Origin of the sequence: Pseudomonas putida (assembly GCF_025905425.1) — a bacterium.
GTDB lineage: Bacteria > Pseudomonadota > Gammaproteobacteria > Pseudomonadales > Pseudomonadaceae > Aquipseudomonas > Aquipseudomonas putida_AF.
The window spans coordinates 4,907,826-4,932,462 of the sequence record NZ_CP109603.1 but is presented as its reverse complement, the minus strand read 5'-3'; the positions used below and the strand labels follow the sequence as shown (position 1 = coordinate 4,932,462).

At 62.5% G+C, this 24,637-nt stretch carries 22 protein-coding genes and 1 pseudogene; 13 read left to right on the top strand and 10 right to left on the bottom strand.

Annotated elements, in window-relative coordinates:
* Positions 1 to 325: 325 nt before the first annotated feature.
* Positions 326 to 1,702: an L-serine ammonia-lyase gene (locus OGV19_RS22240; protein WP_264310660.1), complete on the top strand. Its 1,377-nt coding sequence runs from the start codon at positions 326 to 328 to the stop codon at positions 1,700 to 1,702.
* A gap of 394 nt (positions 1,703 to 2,096) precedes the next feature.
* Positions 2,097 to 3,203, top strand: coding sequence for a choline metabolism transcriptional regulator GbdR (locus OGV19_RS22235; RefSeq protein WP_043203982.1), 1,107 nt, complete (start codon positions 2,097 to 2,099; stop codon positions 3,201 to 3,203).
* Positions 3,204 to 3,324: 121 nt separating this feature from the next.
* Here OGV19_RS22235 and OGV19_RS22230 read toward each other — a convergent pair whose 3' ends face one another.
* The 5 genes from OGV19_RS22230 to choX form a co-directional block, all read right to left on the bottom strand.
* The gene (locus OGV19_RS22230) at positions 3,325 to 3,582 is read right to left on the bottom strand and encodes a hypothetical protein (protein WP_264310659.1); all 258 of its coding nucleotides are present in this window, start codon (positions 3,580 to 3,582) and stop codon (positions 3,325 to 3,327) included.
* Between the two features lie 254 nt (positions 3,583 to 3,836).
* Complete coding sequence (locus OGV19_RS22225) at positions 3,837 to 4,310, bottom strand: thioesterase family protein (RefSeq protein ID WP_264310658.1); 474 nt, start codon at positions 4,308 to 4,310, stop codon at positions 3,837 to 3,839.
* 10 nt (positions 4,311 to 4,320) lie between these two features.
* Entirely contained in the window at positions 4,321 to 5,286 is a 966-nt protein-coding gene (locus OGV19_RS22220) for an L-carnitine dehydrogenase (protein ID WP_264310657.1), read from the bottom strand.
* Positions 5,287 to 5,304: 18 nt separating this feature from the next.
* On the bottom strand, positions 5,305 to 6,189 hold the full coding sequence (locus OGV19_RS22215) for a 3-dehydrocarnitine:acetyl-CoA trimethylamine transferase CdhC (RefSeq protein ID WP_264310656.1): 885 nt from the start codon (positions 6,187 to 6,189) through the stop codon (positions 5,305 to 5,307).
* A gap of 122 nt (positions 6,190 to 6,311) precedes the next feature.
* Entirely contained in the window at positions 6,312 to 7,256 is a 945-nt protein-coding gene (gene choX, locus OGV19_RS22210) for a choline ABC transporter substrate-binding protein (RefSeq protein ID WP_264310655.1), read from the bottom strand.
* A 147-nt stretch (positions 7,257 to 7,403) separates the two neighbouring features.
* On the opposite strand from choX, the gene OGV19_RS22205 reads away from it, so the two are divergent.
* Positions 7,404 to 8,348 (top strand): GlxA family transcriptional regulator, encoded by a 945-nt coding sequence (locus OGV19_RS22205; RefSeq protein ID WP_264310654.1) that lies wholly within the window; start codon positions 7,404 to 7,406, stop codon positions 8,346 to 8,348.
* Between the two features lie 164 nt (positions 8,349 to 8,512).
* Here OGV19_RS22205 and OGV19_RS22200 read toward each other — a convergent pair whose 3' ends face one another.
* Positions 8,513 to 8,914 carry a lysozyme inhibitor LprI family protein gene (locus OGV19_RS22200; RefSeq protein WP_264310653.1) on the bottom strand — a complete coding sequence of 134 codons (402 nt, stop codon included), beginning with the start codon at positions 8,912 to 8,914 and terminating at the stop codon, positions 8,513 to 8,515.
* 284 nt (positions 8,915 to 9,198) lie between these two features.
* On the opposite strand from OGV19_RS22200, the gene OGV19_RS22195 reads away from it, so the two are divergent.
* The 7 genes from OGV19_RS22195 to OGV19_RS22165 all read left to right on the top strand — a co-directional run bounded on the left by OGV19_RS22195 (position 9,199) and on the right by OGV19_RS22165 (position 18,332).
* Positions 9,199 to 10,176, top strand: coding sequence for a dipeptidase (locus OGV19_RS22195; RefSeq protein WP_003255700.1), 978 nt, complete (start codon positions 9,199 to 9,201; stop codon positions 10,174 to 10,176).
* A gap of 77 nt (positions 10,177 to 10,253) precedes the next feature.
* Positions 10,254 to 10,784, top strand: coding sequence for a DUF5943 domain-containing protein (locus OGV19_RS22190; protein ID WP_027594293.1), 531 nt, complete (start codon positions 10,254 to 10,256; stop codon positions 10,782 to 10,784).
* A gap of 15 nt (positions 10,785 to 10,799) precedes the next feature.
* Positions 10,800 to 12,860 (top strand): dimethylglycine demethylation protein DgcA, encoded by a 2,061-nt coding sequence (gene dgcA, locus OGV19_RS22185; RefSeq protein WP_264310652.1) that lies wholly within the window; start codon positions 10,800 to 10,802, stop codon positions 12,858 to 12,860.
* A 162-nt stretch (positions 12,861 to 13,022) separates the two neighbouring features.
* Positions 13,023 to 14,975 carry a dimethylglycine demethylation protein DgcB gene (gene dgcB / locus OGV19_RS22180; RefSeq protein WP_264310651.1) on the top strand — a complete coding sequence of 651 codons (1,953 nt, stop codon included), beginning with the start codon at positions 13,023 to 13,025 and terminating at the stop codon, positions 14,973 to 14,975.
* Positions 14,975 to 16,207 (top strand): electron transfer flavoprotein subunit alpha, encoded by a 1,233-nt coding sequence (locus tag OGV19_RS22175; RefSeq protein ID WP_264310650.1) that lies wholly within the window; start codon positions 14,975 to 14,977, stop codon positions 16,205 to 16,207. The genes dgcB and OGV19_RS22175 overlap by 1 nt, the downstream gene beginning before the upstream one ends.
* A 10-nt stretch (positions 16,208 to 16,217) precedes the next feature.
* Positions 16,218 to 16,988 (top strand): electron transfer flavoprotein subunit beta, encoded by a 771-nt coding sequence (locus OGV19_RS22170; protein ID WP_264310649.1) that lies wholly within the window; start codon positions 16,218 to 16,220, stop codon positions 16,986 to 16,988.
* Between the two features lie 495 nt (positions 16,989 to 17,483).
* Positions 17,484 to 18,332 carry an RHS repeat-associated core domain-containing protein gene (locus tag OGV19_RS22165; RefSeq protein WP_264310648.1) on the top strand — a complete coding sequence of 283 codons (849 nt, stop codon included), beginning with the start codon at positions 17,484 to 17,486 and terminating at the stop codon, positions 18,330 to 18,332.
* A 76-nt stretch (positions 18,333 to 18,408) separates the two neighbouring features.
* Here OGV19_RS22165 and gbcA read toward each other — a convergent pair whose 3' ends face one another.
* A complete protein-coding gene (gene gbcA / locus OGV19_RS22160) occupies positions 18,409 to 19,701 on the bottom strand; it encodes a glycine betaine monooxygenase oxygenase subunit (RefSeq protein ID WP_264310647.1) in 1,293 nt (430 codons plus the stop codon).
* Positions 19,702 to 19,996: 295 nt separating this feature from the next.
* Here gbcA and gbcB point away from each other — a divergent pair, with 295 nt between their 5' ends.
* Positions 19,997 to 21,097: a glycine betaine monooxygenase reductase subunit gene (gene gbcB, locus OGV19_RS22155; RefSeq protein ID WP_264310646.1), complete on the top strand. Its 1,101-nt coding sequence runs from the start codon at positions 19,997 to 19,999 to the stop codon at positions 21,095 to 21,097.
* 391 nt (positions 21,098 to 21,488) lie between these two features.
* Here gbcB and OGV19_RS22150 read toward each other — a convergent pair whose 3' ends face one another.
* From OGV19_RS22150 to OGV19_RS27910, 3 genes and pseudogenes are all read right to left on the bottom strand, one after another.
* Positions 21,489 to 21,944, bottom strand: coding sequence for an REP-associated tyrosine transposase (locus tag OGV19_RS22150; RefSeq protein WP_264310645.1), 456 nt, complete (start codon positions 21,942 to 21,944; stop codon positions 21,489 to 21,491).
* A 209-nt stretch (positions 21,945 to 22,153) separates the two neighbouring features.
* Positions 22,154 to 23,017, bottom strand: a complete 864-nt coding sequence (locus OGV19_RS27915) for a methyl-accepting chemotaxis protein (protein WP_413470148.1) — start codon at positions 23,015 to 23,017, stop codon at positions 22,154 to 22,156.
* Positions 23,009 to 23,764, bottom strand: a pseudogene (locus OGV19_RS27910) (MCP four helix bundle domain-containing protein); the annotation flags it as partial. The pseudogene OGV19_RS27910 and the gene OGV19_RS27915, both read right to left, overlap by 9 nt.
* A 292-nt stretch (positions 23,765 to 24,056) precedes the next feature.
* Between OGV19_RS27910 and OGV19_RS22140 the strand changes: the two are divergent.
* Together OGV19_RS22140 and OGV19_RS22135 are read left to right on the top strand one after the other, a co-directional pair.
* Positions 24,057 to 24,287 carry an MreC domain-containing protein gene (locus tag OGV19_RS22140; protein ID WP_027594302.1) on the top strand — a complete coding sequence of 77 codons (231 nt, stop codon included), beginning with the start codon at positions 24,057 to 24,059 and terminating at the stop codon, positions 24,285 to 24,287.
* Positions 24,284 to 24,586, top strand: a complete 303-nt coding sequence (locus OGV19_RS22135) for a cell division protein ZapA (protein ID WP_027594303.1) — start codon at positions 24,284 to 24,286, stop codon at positions 24,584 to 24,586. Before OGV19_RS22140 ends, OGV19_RS22135 begins: the two co-directional genes overlap by 4 nt.
* Positions 24,587 to 24,637: the final 51 nt, after the last annotated feature.

The window sequence follows — 24,637 nt, the reverse complement described above, 5'->3', positions numbered from 1 at the left end:
AGCGCCGGGCAATCGCCTACTGGTGGGGTCGTATCCAGTACGGAACGGGTCGTATCCAGTACGGGCGATGTCGCATATGGGTTTTTCCACCCCCTCGGCCGCGTTTTTGCGTCACCAGACCGCTGGAAAGCGGCGTATGGCTGGCTGTTCCTCAGGTAAAAACAGCGCGGCGCAGTTGAACAAAAGTACGTCGGTTGCAGACGGCGAAGGGGTAGGCAAAAGCCCGATGATGCGTGCATTCATGGCGGCTCGCAGCTTCAGCCTAGCAGTTGCCCCGCCCTGCGCATGGCGCGCAGAGACAAGCCCAGCAAGAGGTGATTCGACAATGGCCATCAGCGTGTTCGACCTGTTCAAGATCGGTGTCGGGCCTTCCAGCTCCCACACCGTCGGCCCCATGCGGGCTGGCGCTCTGTTCGTCCAGGGGCTGCGTGAGCGCGGCGAGCTGGAGCAGGTAAAACGGATCGAGGTGCGGCTGTATGGTTCGCTCTCGGCCACCGGCATCGGCCACGGTACCGACAACGCCACCATCATGGGCCTGATGGGCGATTGGCCTGACGCCATCGACCCGACCCAGATCGTCCCCCGCATCGCAGACCTGCGCGAAACCAACACGCTGTTGCTGGATGGGCGGTTGCCCATCGAGTTCGTCTGGGCCCGCGACATGCTGCTGCTGGACGAGAACCTGCCGTACCACCCCAACGCCATGACCCTGATCGCCGAAGGCGCGCAGGGCGAGCTGCACCGCGACACCTACTACTCGGTGGGCGGCGGTTTTGTGGTCGATGCCGCGCAGGCCGCCAGCGGTGTGCTGGACGCCGACCAGACCGTGCTGCCCTACGACTTCAACAGTGCCGCTGAGCTGCTGCAACTGTGTAAGCAAAACGACCTCAGCGTGTCGCAATTGATGATGGCCAACGAGAAGGTCTGGCGCAGCGAGGAAGAGATCCACGCCGGCCTGCAGAAGCTCTGGCAAGCCATGCAGGAGTGCGTCACCAATGGCCTTAAATACGAAGGCACGCTGCCCGGTGGCCTCAACGTCCGGCGCCGCGCCGCCAAGTTGCACCGCAGCTTGCAGGAGATCGGCAAGCCCAACGTGATCGGCTCGACCATGAGCGCCATGGAGTGGGTCAACCTGTTCGCCCTGGCGGTCAACGAAGAAAACGCCGCCGGCGGGCGCATGGTCACCGCGCCCACCAACGGCGCTGCGGGCATCATCCCGGCGGTGCTGCATTACTACATGCGCTTCAGTGATGTGGTGGACGAGTCGAACGTGACCGACTTCTTCCTCGCGGCGGCAGCGGTCGGCATCTTGTGCAAGAAGAACGCTTCGATTTCCGGTGCCGAAGTCGGCTGCCAGGGCGAGGTCGGTTCGGCCTGCGCCATGGCGGCGGCTGGCCTTGCGCAAGTGTTGGGGGCCACACCGCCACAACTGGAAAACGCCGCCGAAATCGCCTTGGAACACAACCTTGGCCTGACCTGCGACCCGGTCGGTGGCCTGGTCCAGGTGCCGTGCATCGAGCGCAACGCGATTGCCGCGGTCAAGGCGATCAACGCGGTGCAGATGGCCCTGCGCGGCGACGGCGAACACTTCATCTCCCTCGACCAGGTAATCCGCACCATGCGCGATACCGGCGCCGACATGCACGACAAGTACAAAGAGACTTCGCGCGGCGGCCTGGCGGTCAGTGCTATCGAATGCTGATGCGCTAATCGCGCACGCATTCTCATCACAACGCCCCGTTATGGGGCGTTTGTGTATGACCGGCCGTCAGATGTCGTGATGAGTGTGGGTATTGTCGGTGACACTTAAGAGTGTCGTTTCTGGGCAACCCACAAGGCACGTGTCACCAAAGTGCTCACCAGTTACACGTAGCACGCCTAGCACGGCGGTTCTAGAAGACCAGCCAGCTCGCTCCGAAGGTCCTGATTTGCCGAACAAAGGCGTCGTTTTCAGGTTTTTTCGGATAGCCGTTCAATTTCAGGCACGGCGTTTGCGTTGAGATTGGCAACAAGCCCCTACCTACGAAAAAGGGGCCATAACAAAAAATCAGTGTCCGCCTGAGGCACACCCTGCATTTGTGTGAGGAGAAATCGCGATGACGTCGTACACCTCCGGGAATCCAACCCAGAACCGCACAGCCCCCCAGTCCATCGGGTTTCTTCTACTGGACAACTTCACCCTGATTTCCCTGGCATCGGCCGTCGAGCCGCTGCGCATGGCCAACCAGCTTTCTGGCCGCGAGCTGTACCGTTGGCACACCCTGACCGTTGATGGCGGCCAGGTTTGGGCCAGCGATGGTCTGCAGATCACCCCGGACGCGGCGATGCACAGCGCCCCGCCAATCGACACGGTGATTGTCTGCGGTGGCGTCGGCATTCAGCGCACCGTTACCCGTGAACACGTGACCTGGCTGCAGGCGCAGGCCCGCCAGTCGCGCCGCCTGGGCGCCGTGTGTACCGGCAGTTGGGCGCTGGCCTGTGCCGGGCTGCTCGATGGATTCGATTGCAGCGTGCACTGGGAATGCCTGGCCGCCATGCAAGAGGCTTACCCGCGGGTGAACATGAGCACCCGCCTGTTCACCCTCGACCGCAACCGCTTCACCAGCTCCGGTGGCACCGCGCCGCTGGACATGATGCTGCACCTGATCAGCCGCGACCACGGCCGTGAGCTGTCGGCGGCGATTTCCGAGATGTTTGTCTACGAGCGTATTCGCAACGAGCAGGATCACCAGCGCGTGCCGCTCAAGCACATGCTCGGCACCAACCAGCCGAAGCTGCAGGAAATCGTCGCGCTGATGGAGGCCAACCTGGAAGAGCCGATCGACCTCGACGAACTGGCGGTGTATGTAGCCGTGTCGCGCCGGCAGCTCGAGCGGTTGTTCCAGAAGTACCTGCACTGCTCGCCGTCGCGCTATTACCTCAAGCTGCGCCTGATCCGGGCGCGGCAGCTGCTGAAGCAGACGCCGATGTCGATCATCGAAGTGGCGTCGGTGTGTGGTTTCGTCTCTACCCCGCACTTCTCCAAGTGCTACCGCGAGTACTTTGGCATTCCGCCGCGTGACGAGCGCGTGGGCTCCAACACTGCCCAGCAGGTGGCGATGATGCCGATTCCGCAAGCCATGACCCTGTCGCCGCACAGCGGGCCGATGGCGGCACTGAGCCAGGCGCGTAACGAGTCGACCTTTGCCAGCGTAAGGCTCTGATACCGAGCCGGCCCCTTCGCGGGGCAAGCCCGCTCCCACAGGATCACCGCTGGCTCATGTCCAGCGGATAACCTGTGGGAGCGGGCTTGCCCCGCGAAGAGGCCGGTAGAGGGAAAACCGATCAGGCTCGCTTGCTGAACTGCGCCAGCGCAGGCAAAAGCTGTTTCTCGATCGCCTGGCGCACTGCCGGCAGGATCGTCGCGCTGCCGGTATACATCTGCTCCACCATCCCCTTCAGCGCCCGCGCATTGGGCTCGGTCAGCCCGCGCACCACCGCTTCGCAGGCCTGCTCGGCACTGGCCCCGGCGGGTATCTCGAACCCCCGCGCGCGCAGGTGGCCTGCCAGGTCGTCTTGGTCAATCAAATCCGCATGCATCATGGCTGTTGTCCCTTTTATCGCTAAGAGAGTGCTGCTGTGATTTACGACCGATTCTGTGTCGCCGGCGACAGGCCCGCAACAACAGAATGGCGCCATGGCTGCATTGGCTAAGAACAGGTCGTTTACGGCTAAATCACCCTGCGCTGAAGTGCGCACACTCAAGCCATCTACCGCAACGGAGGGTTTGGTCACCCTCGTTCGTGCACAGTGGATGTTGCTCGCTCTTGGCCCCGGATGCTCACGGCTTTCCGGGGTTATTTTTTTGGCAGACCAATCACACGTCCAACATAACTGGGCGCTTGTAATTGAAGCTGTTGAGCGACCAGCTCTTCTAGCAACGCCACGCTATGGTTGCTGAACACCGCCGACTTCGGCCCCGCCAGGTCCACATGCAGCAGCATCTGCTCACTGGCCGCTAGCGCCTCGTCGAGCCCTGCCCGGTGCAGGCTGTGGTACACCTGCAGGCGTTTGCTGTCAAAGTTGAGGATTTGCGTCTGTACCCACACCTCGGTGCCCAGCTTCACTTCATGCAGGTAGTTGATGTGCGCCTCCAGGGTGAACAGCGAGTTGCCGCTCTGCCCACGGCTGACGGCATCCAGGCCGATGCGCTCCATTAGCGCATCCGTGGCATAACTGAAAATCAGCAGGTAATAGGCATCGCGCAGATGCCCGTTGTAGTCCACCCAGTCTTCCTGGACTGGGGTGCGGTAGGTGATCAGTGCGGGCATTGCAGTCTCCTCAATCGCCAAAGGCCATGCCGTGGTTGGCTTTGCTGGTCTTCACCGCTTCCAGTACGGCCAGCAGGGTGTCATCACGATAGCGCTCCAGCGCGGCGATGCTGCGTTCGCCCAGTTGCTCCGAGGTGCCGTTCACCACATCGTCGATCAGTTTGTCGGTCAGATGCGGCGCAGGCAGGTACGTCCATGGCAGTTGCAGGGCCGGGCCGAACTGGGCCATGAAGTGGCGCATGCCAGCATCGCCACCGGCCAGGGTGTAGGTGAGGAAGGTGCCCATGAACGACCAGCGCAGGCCGGCGCCAAAGCGGATGGCATCGTCGATCTCGCCGGTGGTCGCCACGCCGTCGTTGACCAGGTGCAGGGCCTCGCGCCACAGCGCTTCGAGCAGGCGGTCGGCGATGAAGCCGGGGACCTCTTTGCGCACATGCAGCGGGCGCATGCCGAGTGCTGTGTAGATGGTTTTTGCGGCTTCGACCGCTTCAGGCGAAGTCCGGTTGCCACCCACGATCTCTACCAGCGGCAGCAGGTACACCGGGTTGAACGGGTGGCCCACCACGCAGCGCTCCGGGTGGGTGGACGATTCGTAGAACTCGCTGGGCAGCAGCCCTGAAGTGCTGCTGCCGATGATGGCGTCGGGCTTGGCTGCAGCGCTGATTTTTGCGTGCAGGTCGAGCTTGAGGTCCAGCCGCTCTGGCGCGCTTTCCTGGATGAAGTCGGCATCGCGCACGCAGGCTTCGATGGTGGTCACGAACTTCAGGCGCTCTTGTGATGCGCCGGGTGCCAGGCCTTGCTTTTCAAGTGCCGGCCAGGCGTTGGCGATACGTTTGCGCAGGGCCTGCTCGGCGCCGGGCGCCGGGTCCCAGGCGACTACATCCAGGCCGTGGGCGAGGGCACGGGCGACCCAGCCGCTGCCGATCACGCCGCTACCCAGGGCGGCGAATGTCTTGATCTCGGTAATGAAGGTCATGTTGGTCTCCTGAAAGGATCAGCGGCGCTTGAGGTTCATTTTTTCCCGGCCCTCGGCCGGGGTCAGTACGCGGGCGCCGAGGCGCGAGATGATCTCCACCGCGCGCTCGACCAGTTGGCCATTGCTGGCCAGCACACCACGGTCCAGGTACAGGTTGTCTTCCAGGCCCACGCGTACGTTGCCGCCGAGCAGGACCGCCTGGGCTGCCATGGGCATCTGCATGCGACCGATGCCGAAGCCGGCCCAGGTGACGTTGGCGGGTAAGTTGTCGACCATGGCTTTCATGGTGGTGGTGTCGGCCGGTGCGCCCCACGGGATGCCCAGGCACAGTTGGAACAGCGGGTCGTCGAGCAGGCCTTCCTTGATCATCTGCTTGGCGAACCACAGGTGGCCGGTGTCGAAGATTTCCAGTTCGGCTTTAACGCCCAGCTCGGTGATGCGCTTGGCGCCGGCGCGTAGTTGAGCCGGGGTAGAGACGTAGATCGAGTTGCCGTCGCCGAAGTTGAGCGTGCCGCAGTCGAGGGTGCAAATTTCTGGCAGCAGGGCTTCGACATGGGCCAGGCGCTCCAGCGGGCCGATCAGGTCGGTGCCGGGGCCAAATTCCATGGGGGTCTCGCCTGGGCCGATCTCCAGGTCGCCGCCCATGCCGGCGGTAAGGTTGACGATGATGTCCACGTCGGTTTCGCGGATGCGTTCCATGACTTCGCGGTACAGGTTCACGTCGCGGCTGAAGCGGCCGGTTTGCGGGTCGCGGACGTGGCAGTGGACCACGGTGGCGCCGGCTTTGGCGGCTTCGACGGCGGCTTCGGCGATCTGTTTGGGGGTGACCGGGACCAGGTGGCTTTTCGAGGCGGTGTCGCCGGCGCCGGTGAGGGCGCAGGTGATGATGACGTCGTGGTTCATGGCGGTTCCTTGTGGTGTCTGTGCTGGCCTATTCGCGGGCAAGCCCGCTCCCACAGGATCAAGGTGACCCTGAGCTTTGCGCTGTACCTGTGGGAGCGGGCTTGCCCCGCGAAAAAGCCGGATCAGTTGGCGGTGAGCTTGAGGTTGTCTGCGGCAGGCTTGCCATCGAAGGTAGTCACCCCTTCAAGCCAGCGGGCCTTGTCCTCGGGGTGGTCCTTGAGCCACTGGCGGGCCGATTCCAGCGCATCCTTGTGGTCGAGCAGCGGCTGCATCATGCGACTCTCGTCCTCGGCGCTGAACTTCAGGTTGGCCAGCAGGCGGTGGGCGTTGGGGCAGCGTTCGGCGTAGTCCGGCGCAGTCACCGTCCACACCGTCGCACGGCCCTCGTCAGGGCCGAGGGCATCCTGGCTGTCACCCAGGTAGGCCATGTCGATGTTCACGTTCATCGGGTGCGGCGCCCAGCCGAAGAACACCACCGCTTCCTTGCGCCGCACGGCACGGTCGACCGCAGCGAGCATGCCGGCCTCGCTGGACTCGACCAGCTGGAACTTGCCCAGGCCGAACTGGTTCTTGGCGATCATCGCCTTGATTTGGGTATTGGCCCCCGAGCCAGGTTCGATGCCGTAAATTTTCCCGCCCAGCTCTTTTTCGAACTTGTGGATATCTGCAAAGGTCTTCAGGCCCTTGTCAGCCAGGTACGTGGGCACTGCCAGGGTGGCGCGGGCGTCTTCCAGGCTGGGCTTGTCGAGCACCTTCACCTGCTTGGCGTCGATGAATGGGGTGATGGTCTGGGTCATGATCGGGTTCCAGTAACCCAGGAACATGTCCAGGCGCTTGTCGCGGATGCCGGCAAAGATGATCTGCTGCGAAGCGCTGGTCTGCTTGGTCTGGTAACCCAGGCCGTCGAGCAACACTTGGGCCATGGCGCTGGTGGCAATGACGTCGGTCCAGTTGACCACGCCCAGGCGCACGTTCTGGCAGGCGGCGGGCTCGGCGGCTAGAAGCGGGGTAGAGGCGATGCTGCTCACGGCAAGGGTCAACAGGCTGCGGCGGATCAAGCTGTGCATGGTGGCTCTCCATCGGCAGTGCATATTGTTATGGGGTTCGGTCTCTCTGGACCGTGTGAACACGCTACGCTGCTGGCAGGGTGGAAAATCGCACCCTGGCGACCAACACTTGCACCCAGGCGACCACCTTCACTGTGGAGCACAGCAATGCCGCAGATCATTCATTTCCTGTTGTTGCCAGGCTTCTCGGCCATGGGCTTTATCAGTGCGCTGGAGCCACTGCGCGTGGCCAACCGGTTCAAAGGCCCGTCGTACTGCTGGCAGGTGCTGAGCCTGGATGGCGGCGCGGTGCAGGCCAGCAATGGGATGTCGGTAAACGCCGATGCGGCGTTGGGCGCGGGCGAGGCGAGCGGTATTTTGCTGATCGTCGCCGGTTTCGAGCCGTTGGCCTGTTATGGGCCGCCACTGCAGCAGGCGTTGCGCCGTCTGGATCATGACGGGGTGATACTCGGTGGCATCGATACCGGTGCGGTGGTGCTGGCCGAGGCCGGCTTGCTCGACGGCCACCGCGCTACCGTGCACTGGGAAGCGCTGGAGGCGTTCAAGGAAAACTACCCAGGCTTGCAGGCGACCCAGGAGCTGTTCGAAATCGATCGGCGGCGTATCACCTGCGCGGGCGGCACCGCCTCGATTGATCTGATGCTCGACCTGATTGCGCAAGCCCACGGCAGTGAGCTGGCGGTGCAGGTGTCGGAGCAGTTCGTGCTCGGGCGTATCCGCCCGCGACAGGATCACCAGCGCATGCAGATCGCCAGCCGCTATGGCATCAGCAACAAGAAGCTGGTGAAAGTGATCGGCGAGATGGAGCGCAATACCGAGCAGCCGCTCAATACCCAGGTGCTGGCCGATGCGGTGCAAGTGACGCGGCGGCAGTTGGAGCGGCTGTTTCGCCTGCACCTGGACGACACGCCCAGCGGCTTTTACCTGCGGTTGCGGTTGGACAAGGCGCGGCAGTTGTTGCGCCAAACCGACATGAGTGTGCTGGAGGTGGGGGTTGCTTGTGGGTTCGAGTCAGCGTCGTACTTTACCCGCTGTTACCGGGCGCGGTACCAGCGTTGCCCGCGGGAGGATCGGTTGGCCCGGGCGGTTTGATGTTTCTCAGTGCTGGCCTCTTCGCGGGACAAGCCCGCTCCCACAGATAGGTGTGGTCCCAAGGCATGCGTAGCACCTGTGGGCGCAACTGCCTTGCTCAAACTTTGAAAGCCCGCGCGATCTGTGTGGGAGCGGGCTTGTCCCGCGAAGAGGCCAGTACAGGTTTACTGCTGGCCGATGGACTGCAGGTATTCCGAGCGGTCATCACTGCGCTGTGCCACGCAGGTATCCCACGCCGCCTCGAACGCCTTGCTGCCGGGCTTTTCGGCATAGGTCTCGACCTTGCAGTCGGCATCGCGCAGCTGCGTCCACACCTTCTCGGCTGCCTCCATGCGCCCAACCAAGGCCGTGGCCTGGTCGGTTTCGTCGGCATACTGGTCGCGAATACGCTGCATCAAGTCATCGTAAGCCGATTTCAGCTCACGCTCGGCGGTCTGCTTGTTGAACGCCGCGCACGCGTAAGTCTGCTGGTCGGTCTCGACGTTGTCGCACGGGGTGCTTTCTTCCTCGCCGGCCTGGGCGCCCGACACGACGGCCAGCAGTACCAGCCATGCCAATGATTTCATCCTTTTCTCCTCCACAGGCTGACGAATCGCAGGGATTCTCGCTCAGCCGAAGGCAACGCGGTAGCTCCCTGACGAAATGTTCATGAAAGCCTGCAAAATGTCGTTATCGAGACTGTCTCTCATCGCCAAACAGCGGCGCAGAGGGCCTGTTGTCGCGCATTGACGCTTTCGGCAAACCCCCTGTCGTTTTTGCATCGGGGCGCCTCGGGGCACAGGCATATGCTGGCCCCAAAGCGCCGGCACAATGTTCGGCGTGACCCAACTCAATAAAAGGGGACAGCCTGATGAGCCCAGCCGAATTACACGCCGACAGCATCGTCATCGACGGTTTGATCATTGCCAAATGGAACCGCGAGCTGTTCGAAGACATGCGCAAAGGCGGCCTGACCGCGGCCAACTGCACGGTGTCGGTCTGGGAAGGGTTCAAGGCCACGGTCGACAACATCGCTTCCAGCCAGAAGCTGATTCGCGACAACAGCGACCTGGTCATGCCCGTGCGTACCACCGCCGACATTCGCAAGGCCAAAGAGCTGGGCAAGACCGGCATCCTGTTCGGCTTCCAGAACGCCCACGCGTTCGAAGACCAGATTGCTTACGTGGACGTGTTCAAGCAGCTGGGCGTGGGCATCGTGCAGATGTGCTACAACACCCAGAACCTGGTCGGCACCGGCTGCTACGAGCGTGACGGCGGGCTGTCCGGCTTCGGCCGCGAGATCGTCGCCGAAATGAACCGCGTCGGCATCATGTGCGACCTGTCCCACGTCGGCTCCAAGACCTCCGAAGAAGTCATCCTCGAATCGAAAAAGCCGGTCTGCTACTCCCACTGCCTGCCGTCGGGGCTCAAGGAGCACCCGCGCAACAAGTCGGATGAAGAGCTCAAGTTCATCGCCGACCACGGCGGCTTCGTCGGCGTGACCATGTTTGCGCCGTTCCTGGCCAAGGGCATCGATTCGACCATCGACGACTACGCCGAAGCCATCGAATACACCATGAACATCGTCGGTGAAGACGCCATCGGCATCGGCACCGACTTCACCCAGGGCCACGGCCAGGACTTCTTCGAATACCTGACCCACGACAAGGGCTACGCCCGTCGCCTGACCAACTTCGGCAAAATCATCAACCCGCTGGGCATTCGCACCGTTGGCGAGTTCCCCAACCTCACCGAGACCTTGCTCAAGCGCGGCCACTCCGAGCGTGTGGTGCGCAAGATCATGGGCGAGAACTGGGTAAACGTCCTCAAGGATGTCTGGGGCGAGTAAGCCGCTCTCCAAGCCTGAAAGCCCCTGCCAGCAACGCCGGGGCATCCCAATAAAAAATTTTATGGAGTTGAGTTTCCATGGCCAAGATCGCCCCGCAATTGCCAATCGAAGTCGACAGCGAGACCGGTGTCTGGACCAGCGACGCCTTGCCGATGCTGTATGTGCCACGCCATTTCTTCGTCAACAACCACATCGGCATCGAAGAAGTGCTGGGCGCTGACGCCTATGCCGAAATCCTCTACAAGGCCGGCTACAAGTCCGCCTGGCACTGGTGCGAGAAGGAAGCCGAATGCCATGGCCTGGAAGGCGTGGCGGTGTTCGAGCACTACATGAAGCGCCTGTCCCAGCGGGGCTGGGGCCTGTTCGAGATCCAGGACATCGACCTGGATAAAGGCACCTGCAGCGTCAAGCTCAAGCATTCGGCGTTCGTGTACGTGTACGGCAAGGTGGGTCGCAAGGTCGATTACATGTTCACCGGCTGGTTCGCCGGCGCAATGGACCAGATTCTCGCTGCCCGCGGCAGCAAGATCCGCACCGTGGCCGAACAGGTCTACGGCGGGTCGGAAGAAGGCCACGAAGATGGCCTGTTCGTTACAAAGCCGTTGTAAGCCGGAGATAGCGTCATGGCATTCGAAGCAATGTTCCAGCCGATCCAGATCGGCAAACTGACCATCCGCAACCGCGTGCTCAGCACCGCGCACGCCGAGGTCTACGCCACTGACGGCGGCATGACTACCGACCGCTATGTGAAGTACTACGAAGAGAAGGCCAAGGGCGGCATCGGCCTGGCGATCTGCGGCGGCTCGTCCGTGGTCGCCATCGACAGCCCGCAAGAGTGGTGGGCGTCGGTCAACCTGTCGACCGACCGCATCATCCCGCACTTCCAGAACCTGGCCGACGCCATGCACAAGCATGGCGCCAAGATCATGATCCAGATTACCCACATGGGCCGTCGCTCGCGCTGGGACGGCTTCAACTGGCCGACCCTGATGTCGCCGTCGGGCATCCGTGAACCGGTGCACCGCGCCACCTGCAAGACCATCGAGGTGGAAGAGATCTGGCGGGTCATCGGCAACTACGCGCAGGCTGCGCGTCGTGCCAAAGAAGGCGGCCTGGACGGCGTCGAACTGTCAGCCGTGCACCAGCACATGATCGACCAGTTCTGGAGCCCACGGGTCAACAAACGTACTGACGAATGGGGCGGTACCTTCGAAGGCCGCATGAAGTTCGGCATGGAAGTGCTCAAGGCGGTACGTGCCGAAGTCGGCGACGACTTCTGCGTGGGCATGCGTATCTGCGGCGACGAATTCCACCCCGATGGCCTGAGCCACGAGGACATGAAGCAGATCGCCGCGTACTACGACGCGACCGGCATGCTCGACTTCTTCGGCGTGGTGGGTTCGGGTTGCGACACCCACAACACCCTGGCCAACGTCATCCCGAACATGAGCTACCCGCCGGAGCCGTTCCTGCACCTGGCGGCCGGCATCAAGGAAGTGGTCAAGGTCCCGGTGCTGCACGCGCAGAACATCAAGGACCCGAACCAGGCGACGCGTATCCTTGAAGGCGGCTATGTGGACATGGTCGGCATGACCCGTGCGCACATGGCCGACCCGCACCTGATCGCCAAGATCAAGATGGGCCAGATCGACCAGATCAAACAGTGCGTCGGTGCCAACTACTGCATCGACCGCCAGTACCAGGGCCTGGATGTGCTGTGCATCCAGAACGCCGCGACCTCCCGTGAATACATGGGCGTGCCGCACATTATCGAGAAGACCACCGGCGTCAAGCGCAAGGTGGTGGTGGTCGGCGCCGGCCCGGCCGGCATGGAAGCCGCCCGCGTGGCTGCCGAGCGCGGCCATGACGTGACCCTGTTCGAGAAGAAAGACCAGATCGGCGGGCAGATCACCATCGCCGCCAAGGCACCGCAGCGTGACCAGATCGCCGGTATCACCCGTTGGTACCAACTGGAACTGGCGCGCCTGAAAGTCGACCTGCGCCTGGGCACTGCTGCCAGCGTGGACGCCATTCAGGACCTGCGCCCGGACGTTATCGTGCTGGCGGTGGGCGGCCATCCGTTCGTCGAGCAGAACGAACACTGGGGCGCCGCCGAAGGGCTGGTGGTCAGCAGCTGGGACGTGCTCGACGGCAAGGTTGCGCCGGGCAAAAACGTGCTGGTGTACGACACCATCTGCGAATTCACCGGCATGTCGGCGGCGGACTACATCGCCGACAAAGGCAGCCAGGTCGAGATCGTCACCGACGACATCAAACCGGGCGTGGCCATGGGCGGTACGACCTTCCCGACTTACTACCGCAGCATGTACCCCAAAGAAGTGATCATGACCGGCGACATGATGCTGGAAAAGGTCTACCGCGAGGGTGACAAGCTGGTGGCGGTGCTGGAGAACGAATACACCGGCGCCAAGGAAGAACGCGTGGTCGATCAGGTGGTGATCGAGAACGGCGTGCGCCCTGACGAAGAGCTGTACTACGCGCTGAAGGATGGCTCGCGCAACAAGGGCCAGATCGATGTGGAGGCGCTGTTCGCCATCAAGCCGCAGCCGATCCTCAGCCAGCCGGGCGAGGGCTACCTGCTGTACCGCATCGGCGACTGCGTGGCCCAGCGCAACGTGCATGCGGCGATCTACGACGCCTTGCGCCTGTGCAAGGATTTCTGATCCAGCAGGCATAAACGCCGTAGACCCCTGTGGGAGCGGGCTTGCCCCGCGAATGCGTCAGCAAGAACAACGATGTTGTCAGGCCGGACGTCTTCGCGGGACAAGCCCGCTCCCACAAGGGGCATAGCGGCGCAAGAATTCAGCTGTTTGTGGGAGCCTCCCATGTTGAACACCCTTCTACCCATCCTGCTGTTCGCTGCCCTTGGCCTGGCGGTGCTCGGCGCCCTGCGCCGGGTGCGCATGTGGCGGCGTGGCCGAGCGTCCAAGGTCAACCTGATCGGCGGCTTGCTGGCCATGCCGCGACGCTACCTGGTGGACCTGCACCACGTGGTCGAACGCGACAAGTACATGTCCAAGACCCACGTCGCCACGGCGGGCGGCTTCGTGCTGTCGGCGGCCTTGGCGATCCTGGTGCACGGCTTCGGCCTGCAGAGCAAGATCCTTGGCTATGCATTGCTGGTCGCGACGGTGATAATGTTCACCGGTGCGATCTTTGTCTTCAAACGCCGCCTTAACCCACCTGCGCGCCTGTCCAAGGGCCCGTGGATGCGCCTGCCGAAGAGCCTGCTGGTATTCGCCGCAAGCTTCTTCATCGCCACCTTGCCGGTGGCCGGCATCCTGCCGGCCAACACCGGTGGCTGGGTGATGGTCGGCGTACTCGGCCTGGGTGTGCTGTGGGGCGTGTCGGAGCTGTTCTTCGGCATGACCTGGGGCGGCCCGATGAAACACGCCTTCGCCGGTGCCTTGCACCTGGCCTGGCACCGCCGTGCCGAACGCTTCGGCGGCGGCCGCTCTACCGGCCTCAAGCCGCTGGACCTGGAAGACCCGAACGCGCCGCTGGGCGTGGAAAAACCGGTGGACTTTACCTGGAACCAGCTGCTCGGGTTCGATGCCTGCGTGCAGTGCGGTAAATGTGAAGCCATGTGCCCGGCCTATGCCGCAGGCCAACCGCTGAACCCGAAAAAACTCATCCAGGACATGGTCATCGGCCTGGCCGGTGGCACTGACGCCAAGTTCGCCGGCAGCCCGTACCCCGGCAAGCCGATCGGCGAGCATGGCGGCCATCCGCACCAGCCGATCGTCAATGGCCTGGTCGACGCCGAGACGCTGTGGTCGTGCACCACCTGCCGCGCCTGCGTCGAGGAATGCCCGATGATGATCGAGCACGTCGATGCCATCGTCGACATGCGCCGCCACCTCACCCTGGAAAAGGGCGCGACCCCCAACAAGGGCGCCGAGGTGCTGGACAACCTGATCGCCACCGACAACCCCGGCGGCTTCGCCCCTGGCGGGCGGATGAACTGGGCGGCCGACCTCAACCTGAAACTGCTGTCGGAGGTGAAAGCCACCGAGGTGCTGTTCTGGGTCGGCGACGGTGCCTTCGACATGCGTAACCAACGCACCCTGCGTTCGTTCGTCAAAGTGCTCAAGGCCTCCGGCGTGGACTTTGCCGTGCTCGGCCTGGAAGAACGCGACAGCGGTGACGTGGCCCGTCGCCTGGGCGATGAAGCAACCTTCCAGCAACTGGCCAAGCGCAACATTCAGACCCTGGCCAAGTACAAGTTCCAGCGCATCGTCACCTGCGACCCGCACAGCTTCCACGTGCTCAAGAACGAGTACGGTGCGTTGGGTGGCGAGTACCAGGTGCAGCACCACAGCACCTACATTGCCGAACTGATCGCAGCCAACAAGCTCAACCTGGGCCAGCACAAGGGCGGCAGCGTCACCTACCACGACCCGTGCTACCTGGGCCGTTACAACGGTGAATACGAAGCGCCCCGCGAAGTGCTCAAGGCGCTGGGTATCGAAGTGCGCGAGATGGAGCGCTCAGGCTTCCGTTCCCGTTGCTGCGGCGGTGGCGGCGGTGCGCCGATTACCGACATCCCGGGCAAGCAACGTATCCCCGACATGCGCATGGACGACATCCGCGAGACCGAGGCCGAACTGGTGGCAGTGGGGTGCCCACAGTGCACCGCGATGCTCGAAGGTGTGGTCGAACCGCGCCCACAGATCAAGGACCTCGCCGAGCTGGTAGCCGATGTGCTGATCGAAGAGGAAACCCCCGCGACCCCAAAGTCGCCAACGGTTAAACGTGAACCTGCGGAGGTGCACTGATGAGCGACATCATCCGCCGCGACCCACGCGCCGAGTGGATCGCCCGTAACCGTCTGCATCCGCTGCATGCGGCGATGCAGACGCAACAGACCAGCTGGATGGGGCCCAACGGCGTCATCCGCAAAAACCCCCATGCGATTGCCGCAGGCTTCATCGGCCCCAGTGGCATCAAGCGTATCGACCGCAGCGGCGCCCAGCAGGGCACCGGTGTGGGCGGGCGGCGCACGGCGGCCGCTGAAGTCCAACTGCCGTTGCACCAGGTGCCGACGCCGGCGTTCTACATTGGCGTGGTGCCGGACATGGTCGGTGGCCGCCTGAGCAGCCACGACCGCGACCTGCTGGGCCTGGCCCACAGCCTGGCTGGCAGCGACGGCGCAGTGTTGGCCGTGGTATTTGGCGAACACAAGGAAAGCAACTTTTCCACAGCCGGCGTCGACCGCTTGCTGGTTATCGAGGGCGAGGCGTTCGAAGGGTACGCGCCAGAACAATTGGTCCAGGGCCTGCGGGCTGTGGATAACCAGTTCACACCGCGCCACTGGCTGCTGCCCGATAGCCGCACCGGTGGCGGCGAATTGGGCCGGCGGTTCGGGGCGGCGTTGGGCGAACGCCCGGCGACGCGGGTCTGGCAGGTCAAGGATGGCCAGTGCATAGGCCGCGCGGGCGCAGGTCAACAAGACCTGCAACGCGCCGTGCCACGCTTGATCCTGGCAGCGGCGGAATGTGCCGAACCTGTCAGCGAAACCCGTCACGAGGCGCAGCCGGTGGAGTTGTCCACAAGCGTCGCACGCAGCCTGTCGCGTATCGAAGACCTGGGCTCCGTGGCCGTAGACCCGGCCACCATTGCCATGGCCGAGTCCGAGTTCATTGTCTCGGGCGGTAATGGCGTCAAGGACTGGGACCTGTACCACAAGGCAACCGCAGCCCTCGGCGCCACCGAAGGCGCCTCGCGGGTGGCGGTGGATGACGGCTTCATGCCGCGTAACCGCCAGGTGGGGGCCACCGGTACCTGGGTCACTGCACGGGTTTATGTAGCTGTGGGTATCTCTGGCGCGATCCAGCACCTGCAGGGCATTGGTGCCTGCGACAAGGTGGTGGCGATCAACATGGACCCAGGCTGCGACATGATCAAACGGGCCGACCTGTCGGTAATTGGCGACAGTTCGGCGATTCTCAAGGCACTGATCGAGGCTGTGGACAACTACCGCAGCGGCGGCCAGCGCGACGCGGCATAAGGGCACGAGCATGAGTACGAAAGTCATCAGCCTGGTTTCCATCGGTGCCCACCCAAGCTCTGGCCGCGCCCGCCGCGCCGAGCAGGATGCCCGCGCGGTGGAGCTGGGTTTGCAGCTGGCTGGGGATAACTTGCAGGTGGTACATGCCGGCGATCCTCGGGAAGAGGCGCTGCGTGCGTACCTGGGCATGGGGCTGGAGCACCTGGATGTGCTGGAGCAGCCGGCCGGCGCCGATGTGCTGGGCGTGCTCGGGGATTATCTGCGCGATGCTGGCGCCCAGCTGGTGCTGACCGGCAGCCAGGCCGAGACGGGCGAGGGCTCGGGCATGTTGCCGTTCCTGCTGGCCGAGAAGCTGGGTTGGCCGTTGATCGTCGGCCTGGCGGAGGTGGAGTCCATTGAAAACGGCACCGCCCAGGTGCTCCAGGCCCTGCCTCGCGGGCAGCGGCGTCGCCTGAAGGTGCGCCTGCCGTTGCTGGCGACTGTGGATAACGCTGCGCCCAAGCCACGTCAGAGTGCGTTTGGGCCTGCGCGTCGAGGTGTATTGGCAGCGCGTAACGTGGCGATTGTCGAAGACGAGCTGCTGGGCGAAGCTGAGCTGCAACCTGCCCGCCCACGGCCTAAGCGCCTGAAGGTCATCAAGGCCAAGAGCGGTGCCGACCGGATGAAGGCGGCAACGGCCAAGGCCAGTGGCGGCGGGGGCAAAGTGCTCAAGGATGTCTCGCCGCAAGAGGGCGCTGAGGCGATCCTCAAGCTGCTGGTAGAAGAGGGCGTGTTGCGTTGACGCCCCTGTGTAGGAGGGCCTTGTGTCGCGATGGGCTGCGCAGCAGCCCCGACACTCTTGAGCCAGGTTCGAGATCCTCGGGCCGCGCTGCGACCCCTCGCGACACAAGGCCGCTCCTACACTGAATCTTACCCCCGGAATCTGTTCGCCAAGGTGTGGATAAAGTGTTCGTGCATCGCTACAGGCCTCTGGATTCAGGCGGTACGTGGGGTTGATCAAAAAGTGATCATAACCGGCGCGCGTTCCACCTATGTGGCATAAATCGAGGCTTCCGAGCGTTATCCACAGGCATTTTCAGTTGCGCGGAGTTTTGCACACAATCTCTGTTTGTGTCCCTGTGGACAAGGTGTACAGAATTCGCTGCAGCCCAGGTTTCATAAGGTCTGCCTGAGATTGATCAAATAATGATCAATATGCACCTAGTATTTTTGCCAGTACGCACACGTTTAAGTGCTCGCTAAGGTATCCACAAGATTCGGCAATTGTGGATAAACCATGTCGACGTTATTGCTATGCACTGATCGGCAACAGTCAGTCATGAGGGGGCATTCCTCCCAACCGCGCGCTTATTCACCCTATGGCGACGTCAAAGCTGCTCCAATACCAGGGCTAGCTTTTTGCGGCCAATATCGTGATTCATTGACTGGTCATTACCCGCTGGGGAATGGCCGTCGTTGCTACAGCCCGGTCCTGATGCGGTTTATCTCGCCCGATTCGCTAAGCCCGTTCTCCAGGGGCGGCATCAATGGATACGCCTATTGTGGCGGTGATCCCGTGAATCGCCATGACCCAAGCGGCGCATTCTGGAGCGTTCTGCTAAGAACCATCGGCGTCGCGTCAAGCGGTGCCACCTTGTTTGGGTCGTTGGCACGTACTGCCCAGAATGTAGTGAAGCGCAGAGCCGCTTTTCAGGCTGCGGGTGGCGGCTCGAGCGTGGAAACCCCTATGGCTCCTCAGGAGCTGCTTCATGCCTCCAGGGTCTCAAATCAGCAGTTCTTCATAACAGGGAGTGCTGGTACAGCCGGGCAGGTGGTCGCTGCGATCTCTGGGATGAGACCTACATTCCAATCGGCAACTGATGTATTAGGCGTGGTGAATGCAGTGACGAACCTGAGCGGCGGTTTGATAGGCAACTTTACCGCAGCCCGTGAAGTGGTGACCTACTTGCGGGCAAAACCGCGTGAGATCCCAAGTGTAGCTCTAGAGACGATAATGGATGTCACGATGATTGACGAAATGCTAGCTGCCTTCGGCCGGGGGTTTGCTTACGTAGGGCAGGGGCTTACAAGCGCTGCGGCCAGGATAAGGTCCTGGAGAACGCCTCCCCATGATGTTCAGATCTAGCATATTCGCAGATACTGCAGGTGACCTGACGCGCTCCGCCTCTTAGCAGGCAGAGCGCTGTCAGGATGCGGATTGCTTACTGCGCCTGCACTTCCTTCAAATACGGCGCCGGCTCCGCCCCGAGGTTCTCCAGCACCCGCTGGCTATACCAGTCAATAAAGTTCACCACACCAAACTCATAGGTCTTCGAGTAAGGCCCTGGCTGGTAAGCGGTAGAGTTGATCCCGCGCTGGTTCTCTTCCGCCAGGCGGCGGTCCTGGTCGTTGGTGGCGTCCCACACCTTGCGCATCTGCGCTGGGTCGTAGTCGACGCCTTCGACCGCGTCCTTGTGCACCAGCCACTTGGTTGTGACCAAGGTCTCCTGGGCGCTGATCGGCCACACGGTGAAGACGATCATGTGATCGCCCATGCAGTGGTTCCACGAGTGCGGCAGGTGCAGGATGCGCATCGAGCCCAGGTCCGGGTTCTTGATGCGGCCCATCAGCTTCTGGCAGGCCTGCTTGCCGTCCATGGTCATCGACACGGTGCCCTTGAGCAGCGGCATGCGCACGATGCGGTTACGCAGGCCGTGGCTCTTGTGCAGGTACGGGATTTTCTCGGCTTCCCAGGCGGCGGCAGAAGCGGCCACGTGGTCTTTGAATTCCTGGCTGGCACGCGGGTCGTTGGTGTCGTCCCATTCGAGCAGGGTCTTCAGCAGCTCTGGGTGCGAACCGCTGCAGTGGTAGCACTCGCGGTTGTTTTCCAGTACCAGCTTCCAGTTGGCCTTTTCCAGCAACTGGGTCTGCACCGCGATCTTGGTGTTCTCCATGTCGTACGGTTCCATGTAATGGTCCAGAGTGGCCAGGAACTCGTCGATGGCTGGCGGGTTTTCCGCCAGGCTGATGAAGATGTAGCCACCCGCAACCTTCACGTTCACAGGCTTGAGGCCGTATTCCTTCATGTCGAAGTCGGCGCCCATTTCGGTGCCGGCGAACAGCAGGCGGCCGTCCAGCTCGTAGGTCCACTGGTGGTAATGGCAGACCAGCTTGGCCACCTTGCCCTTGTCGCTGGTGCACAGGCGCGAGCCGCGGTGTCGGCAGACGTTGTGGAAGGCATGCACCTTACCTTCGGCGCCACGGATGACGATGATCGGGTTCTTGCCGATCTGCAGGGTGATGAAGTTGCCTTTGGCCGGAATCTCGCAAGTCATGCCGGCGATCAGCCACTCTTTGTGGAAGATCTCCTGCATGTCGATCTGGAACAGACGCTCGTCGGTGTAGAAAGGCTGGGGCAGCGAGTAGGTGCGCTCGCGGGTCTGCAGCATCTCGGCGGTGGCCGTGCGTGCTGCTTCCAGTGGATCGCCCAGGCTCAGGGTTGCGGTGACGTCCATCGTGTGGTCCTCGGGGCCGTGTGCGGCCGGCAAAAGGTGGCTAATCATTGTTGTGGTGCCGCAAGGCTGTCGTAAAAAAAACAGCAGGTTCTTTTGCCGTGGAGTGTGCGTCCGAAGGCGTCGTGAACCGTATCCATGGGCGACATGGCCGATTTGAATAACGACGCCACAGCCCTTGCAGCATGGGGCTGGTCGCGATAAGTACGCCGATGTCGCAGGCAGGAATGTACGTCGCCTTCAGCTTGCGCATTATCGACGCCATAAAAAGGCCAATAGTCGGCTGCTGGAGATGAACATGTCCGATACCTTCCTCAATCCGGTCACCACCCAGACCTGGGCCAACGGCCGCCACATCGTGCGCTGCGTCAAGGTCATCCAGGAGACCTGGGACGTGCGCACGTTCTGCTTCATGGCCGACCAACCGATCATGTTCTTCTTCAAGCCCGGGCAGTTCGTCACCCTGGAGCTGGAGATCGAAGGCAAGCCGGTGATGCGCTCCTACACCATCTCCAGTTCGCCGTCGGTGCCGTACAGTTTCTCGATCACGGTCAAGCGGGTGCCGGGCGGGCATGTCTCCAACTACCTGCACGACACCATGCACGAAGGCGCCGAACTGCCGGTGCACGGGCCGGTGGGGTTGTTCAACGCCATCGACTTCCCGGCGGGCAAGGTGCTGTACCTCTCGGGCGGTGTCGGGATTACCCCGGTGATGTCCATGGCGCGCTGGTTCTACGACACCAACGCCAATGTCGACATGGTCTTCGTGCACAGCGCCCGCTCGCCGAAGGACATCATCTACCACCGCGAGCTGGAGCAGATGGCGTCGCGCATCCCCAACTTCAGCCTGCACATCATTTGTGAGAAGCACGGGCTGGGTGAGCCGTGGGCGGGCTACCGTGGGTATCTGAACCAGCGCCTGATGGAGCTGATTTCGCCCGACTACATGGAACGCACGGTGTTCTGCTGCGGCCCGACGCCGTACATGAGCGCGGTCAAGCGCATGCTTGAAGCCGTCGGCTTCGACATGAAGAACTACCACGAGGAATCGTTCGGTGCCACGCCTGCAGAGGCCAAGGCCGATGCCGTGGAACACGCCGAGCAGGCCGCCGATGCGCCGGAACTGGATGTCTCGGACCTCAACCTGGTGGAGTTCATCGGCAGCGAGAAGAGTATTCGCATCGCCCCGGGCGAGACCGTGCATGCGGCGGCGGCGAAGGTCGGGCTGATGATTCCCAAAGCATGCGGCATGGGCATTTGCGGCACCTGCAAGGTACTCAAGCTGGGCGGCGAGGTGGAGATGGAGCACAACGGCGGGATTACCGAGGAAGACGAGGCCGAGGGGTACATCCTGTCGTGCTGCAGTGTGCCTAAAGGGGATGTGCGGATCGATTACTGATCCAAAGACCCAAGGGGCCGCTCTGCGGCCCATTCGCGGCACAAGGCCGCTCCCACAGGTTCACCGCGGGCTGAAGGTTACGGGGGACTTGTGGGAGACCCAAGGGGCCGCTCTGCGGCCATTCGCGGCACAAGGCCGCTCCCACAGGTTCACCGCAGGCTTGAAGGTTACGGGGGGCTTGTGGGAGACCCAAGGGGCCGCTCTGCGGCCATTCGCGGCACAAGGCCGCTCCCACAGGTTCACCGCAGGCTTGAAGGTTACGGGGGGCTTGTGGGAGACCCAAGGGGCCGCTCTGCGGCCATTCGCGGCACAAGGCCGCTCCCACAGGTTCACCGCGGGCTTGAAGGTTACGGGGGACTTGTGGGAGCGGGCTTGCCCCGCGAAAGGGCCATCAAATCCAGACTGCATCCCAATGTGGATAATCGCCAGCACGGTCTACCAGCCCTGCTCTTACGGGGTTGGCAACGATGTACCTCGCCACCTGCACGACACTCTCCTCCCGACGCAAGGCCCGGTCCTGATAGCCCGGCTGCCATACCTTTGCGCGTGGCATGCCCCGCTTATAAAGTGCATGACTGCTGCATGACTTGAACCTGCGCATCAGGCAACACAACGTGCCACTTCGCAATTCGATCAGCCAATGCACATGGTCAGGCATTACCACCCAGGCCAGGGATCGGCAAAGCCCATCGGTTTCTGTCTGCCTCAGTTGCTGGATCACGCCCCGGGCGAACTGCAGTTGGGTGAAGATCCGCTTTCGCTCATGGGTTGCCGTGGTCAGTAGGTAGAGACCACCGGGCTGTGAGAAACGGCCACGGCGCAGCAGGTGGGATTGGGCACGGTCCATGTGATGTTCCCTGAAGTAAGATTCAGGGAAACACTAGGTTAAGTGGCCGTGTCGTGAGGCGGGGAATGGTTGCTGGATGTTGGGTAGCAGTGTCGGCCCCTTCGCGGGGCAAGCCCGCTCCCACAGGTGACCACTGATTTCAGACCTGTGATAAGCCTGTGGGAGCGGGCTTGCCCCGCGAATGGGCCGCAAAGCGGCCCCAGCAGTTTTCAGGTACGGAAGCGGGCCACCAGCCCGTTCAGGTCCACCGCCAACCGCGACAACTCCGCACTCGCCGCGCTGGTCTGATGCGCCCCGGTCGCGCTCTGCACCGACAGGTCATTGATATTCACCAGGTTGCGGTCCACCTCCCGCGCTACCTGCGCCTGTTCTTCCGCCGCGCTGGCGATCACCAGGTTTCGCTCGTTGATCTGCGCCACGGCACCCGCAATGGTATCAAGCGCCATGCCCGCACCACGGGCGATGTTCAGGGTCGATGCGGCACGTTCGGTGCTGGTGCGCATCGACTCCACCGCCTCTTCGGTACCGCCCTGAATGCTCCCGATCATCCGCTCGATTTCGCTGGTCGACTGCTGGGTACGATGGGCCAGTGCCCGCACCTCATCGGCCACCACGGCAAAGCCACGGCCTGCCTCACCGGCACGGGCCGCTTCGATCGCGGCATTAAGTGCCAGCAGGTTGGTCTGGTCGGCCAGGCCACGGATCACGTCGAGCACCTTGCCGATGTCGCGCGACTGCTCGGCCAAGTGGGTGATCAGCGTGGCAGTGGCCTGTACATCACCGCTCATGCGTTCGATGGCGCCAACAGTCTCCAGTACCAGGTCGCGCCCGTCGCCGGCCGAACGGCTGGCTTCGCCCGAGGCCTCCGAGGTGCTGACCGCGTTGCGTGCCACTTCTTCCACGGCGCTGGTCATTTCGGTGACGGCGGTAGCGGCCTGTTCGATTTCGTTGTTCTGCTGTTGCAAACCGCGGGCGCTTTCATCGGTGACGCTATTGAGCTCTTCCGCCGCAGATGCCAGCTGGGTCGCGGAGCCTGCAATCAATTGCAGAGTATCGCGCAGCTTATCCTGCATGCGGGCCATGGCGCGCAGCAGGCGGGCGGCTTCGTCGGTGCCTTCGGCGCGTATGACGTGGGTCAGGTCACCGTCGGCAACCTGCTCGGCGCATTTGAGCGCGTCTTCAATCGGTTTGACGATGCTGCGGGTCAGCAGGAACGCGCACACCAGCGTCAACAAGGTGGCTGCGATCAACAGACCGATCACCAGCGCGAAAGCAGATGCGTACTGGCCGGCAGCCGTTTCGTTGGTGGCGCGGGTCTGGTCGGTGTTGATGCGCACCAGGGTGTCCATGACCTTGTTGATCTGCTCGGAGTTGGCCAGCAGGTCGCGGTTGAGCAGGTCGCGCAGTTCGTCGGTGCGGCCCGCCTGGCTCAGGCTGCGCATGCGCGCCTCCAGCTGGCGGTACTGATTGAGCAGTTGGCTGTATTGATCGTAGGCGGCTTGCTCGTCGGGTGCGCCGATCATGGGCTCGTAGGCGCGGCGCGCCTGGTCGATCTGGGTGTTGCGCTGGTCCAGCAGGTTGAGGGTGTCGCGCTGCGTCTCCGGTTCGCGGTTGAGCAGCAGGCGATAGGAGAGGGTGCGCATACGCAGGTTCAGCGCAGCGAGCTCGTCGAGCGACTTGATGCTGGGCACGCTGATGCTTTCGATGGCGACACCCGCCTGGCGGATGTTGCCCATCTGCATGAGCGAGAAAATGCCGAGGCCGAGCATCAGCAGGCCGATCAGCGCGAAGCCGAGCAGCGCGCGCGGGGCGATGTTCATGTTGCGTAGGGACATGGAAGGAGCAATCCAGGCAAAGGGAAGAGGTCGCAGGGAGCAGCGACGAAATATGACTTGCCTGGCTATCGGTCGTGACGGGTTAGTCTTGAGCGAGCGCAGTGAAAATTGTGAGCGCGCTAACCTTTTCCTGACCGGCGGTTGATCCAGGTCGGAACAAGCGGGCGGTTACCCTGTCAATCTGCGGGTTAGAAACCTTAAGAATCCGATATTTAATGGCGAGGACTCACGCTTTTCTTTATCGTGTGCGGCCTTTGCAACAACCTGAGATAGACCCATGCTGGAAGCCTCCCTGAATCAAATCGAGCAACTGGTCAGCGACCTGATGCAGAAAAACGCTCAACTCACCGAGCAGAACACCACCCTTGGTCAGCAACTGGCCCAGGCCAAGGAAGAAAACGAAACCCTGCAGCTGTCGCTGATGGAGCAGGAAGAAAAGAACGGCGCCACAGCCGCACGTATCCAGGCGCTGGTTGATCGCGCCAATGCGGGTGTCGTCAACGCATGAGTCTGCAAGCGCAGCCGGTCAATGTCGTGTCGATCCTCGGCAGCGACTATTCGATCAAGGCGCCCGAAGGCCAGGAAGAAACCCTGGCGCAGGCAGTGCGGATGCTCAACACCGCCCTGGCTGAGACCAAGCGTTCTTATCCGACCCTGATCGGCGATAAGCTGCTGGTGCTGGCTGCACTGAACCTGTGCTCCAAGCAGGTTGAGCTGCAGAAGGAACACCAGCAGACGCTTGCGCGCACCCAGGCGCAGATCGACGCCACGGTGGATGCGATCGTTCGGACTATCGCCGAACAATAAGCAGCACCCTGCCGAACCCCTGTGGGAGCGGGCTTGCCCGCGAATGCGATG

Bases quoted from the DNA above. Each gene is read 5' to 3' on its own strand.
- OGV19_RS22230 (WP_264310659.1), bottom strand. From the start codon at position 3,582: ATGATGCATGCGGATTTGATTGACCAAGACGACCTGGCAGGCCACCTG.
- OGV19_RS22240 (WP_264310660.1), top strand. From the start codon at position 326: ATGGCCATCAGCGTGTTCGACCTGTTCAAGATCGGTGTCGGGCCTTCC.
- OGV19_RS22190 (WP_027594293.1), top strand. From the start codon at position 10,254: ATGGCCAAGATCGCCCCGCAATTGCCAATCGAAGTCGACAGCGAGACC.
- OGV19_RS22140 (WP_027594302.1), top strand. From the start codon at position 24,057: ATGCTGGAAGCCTCCCTGAATCAAATCGAGCAACTGGTCAGCGACCTG.
- choX (WP_264310655.1), bottom strand. From the start codon at position 7,256: ATGCACAGCTTGATCCGCCGCAGCCTGTTGACCCTTGCCGTGAGCAGC.
- gbcB (WP_264310646.1), top strand. From the start codon at position 19,997: ATGTCCGATACCTTCCTCAATCCGGTCACCACCCAGACCTGGGCCAAC.
- OGV19_RS22170 (WP_264310649.1), top strand. From the start codon at position 16,218: ATGAGTACGAAAGTCATCAGCCTGGTTTCCATCGGTGCCCACCCAAGC.
- OGV19_RS27915 (WP_413470148.1), bottom strand. From the start codon at position 23,017: ATGCAGGATAAGCTGCGCGATACTCTGCAATTGATTGCAGGCTCCGCG.
- dgcA (WP_264310652.1), top strand. From the start codon at position 10,800: ATGGCATTCGAAGCAATGTTCCAGCCGATCCAGATCGGCAAACTGACC.
- OGV19_RS22195 (WP_003255700.1), top strand. From the start codon at position 9,199: ATGAGCCCAGCCGAATTACACGCCGACAGCATCGTCATCGACGGTTTG.
- OGV19_RS22225 (WP_264310658.1), bottom strand. From the start codon at position 4,310: ATGCCCGCACTGATCACCTACCGCACCCCAGTCCAGGAAGACTGGGTG.
- OGV19_RS22135 (WP_027594303.1), top strand. From the start codon at position 24,284: ATGAGTCTGCAAGCGCAGCCGGTCAATGTCGTGTCGATCCTCGGCAGC.
- OGV19_RS22235 (WP_043203982.1), top strand. From the start codon at position 2,097: ATGACGTCGTACACCTCCGGGAATCCAACCCAGAACCGCACAGCCCCC.
- OGV19_RS22200 (WP_264310653.1), bottom strand. From the start codon at position 8,914: ATGAAATCATTGGCATGGCTGGTACTGCTGGCCGTCGTGTCGGGCGCC.
- OGV19_RS22150 (WP_264310645.1), bottom strand. From the start codon at position 21,944: ATGGACCGTGCCCAATCCCACCTGCTGCGCCGTGGCCGTTTCTCACAG.
- OGV19_RS22220 (WP_264310657.1), bottom strand. From the start codon at position 5,286: ATGACCTTCATTACCGAGATCAAGACATTCGCCGCCCTGGGTAGCGGC.
- OGV19_RS22175 (WP_264310650.1), top strand. From the start codon at position 14,975: ATGAGCGACATCATCCGCCGCGACCCACGCGCCGAGTGGATCGCCCGT.
- OGV19_RS22165 (WP_264310648.1), top strand. From the start codon at position 17,484: ATGTCGACGTTATTGCTATGCACTGATCGGCAACAGTCAGTCATGAGG.
- OGV19_RS22205 (WP_264310654.1), top strand. From the start codon at position 7,404: ATGCCGCAGATCATTCATTTCCTGTTGTTGCCAGGCTTCTCGGCCATG.
- OGV19_RS22215 (WP_264310656.1), bottom strand. From the start codon at position 6,189: ATGAACCACGACGTCATCATCACCTGCGCCCTCACCGGCGCCGGCGAC.
- dgcB (WP_264310651.1), top strand. From the start codon at position 13,023: ATGTTGAACACCCTTCTACCCATCCTGCTGTTCGCTGCCCTTGGCCTG.
- gbcA (WP_264310647.1), bottom strand. From the start codon at position 19,701: ATGGACGTCACCGCAACCCTGAGCCTGGGCGATCCACTGGAAGCAGCA.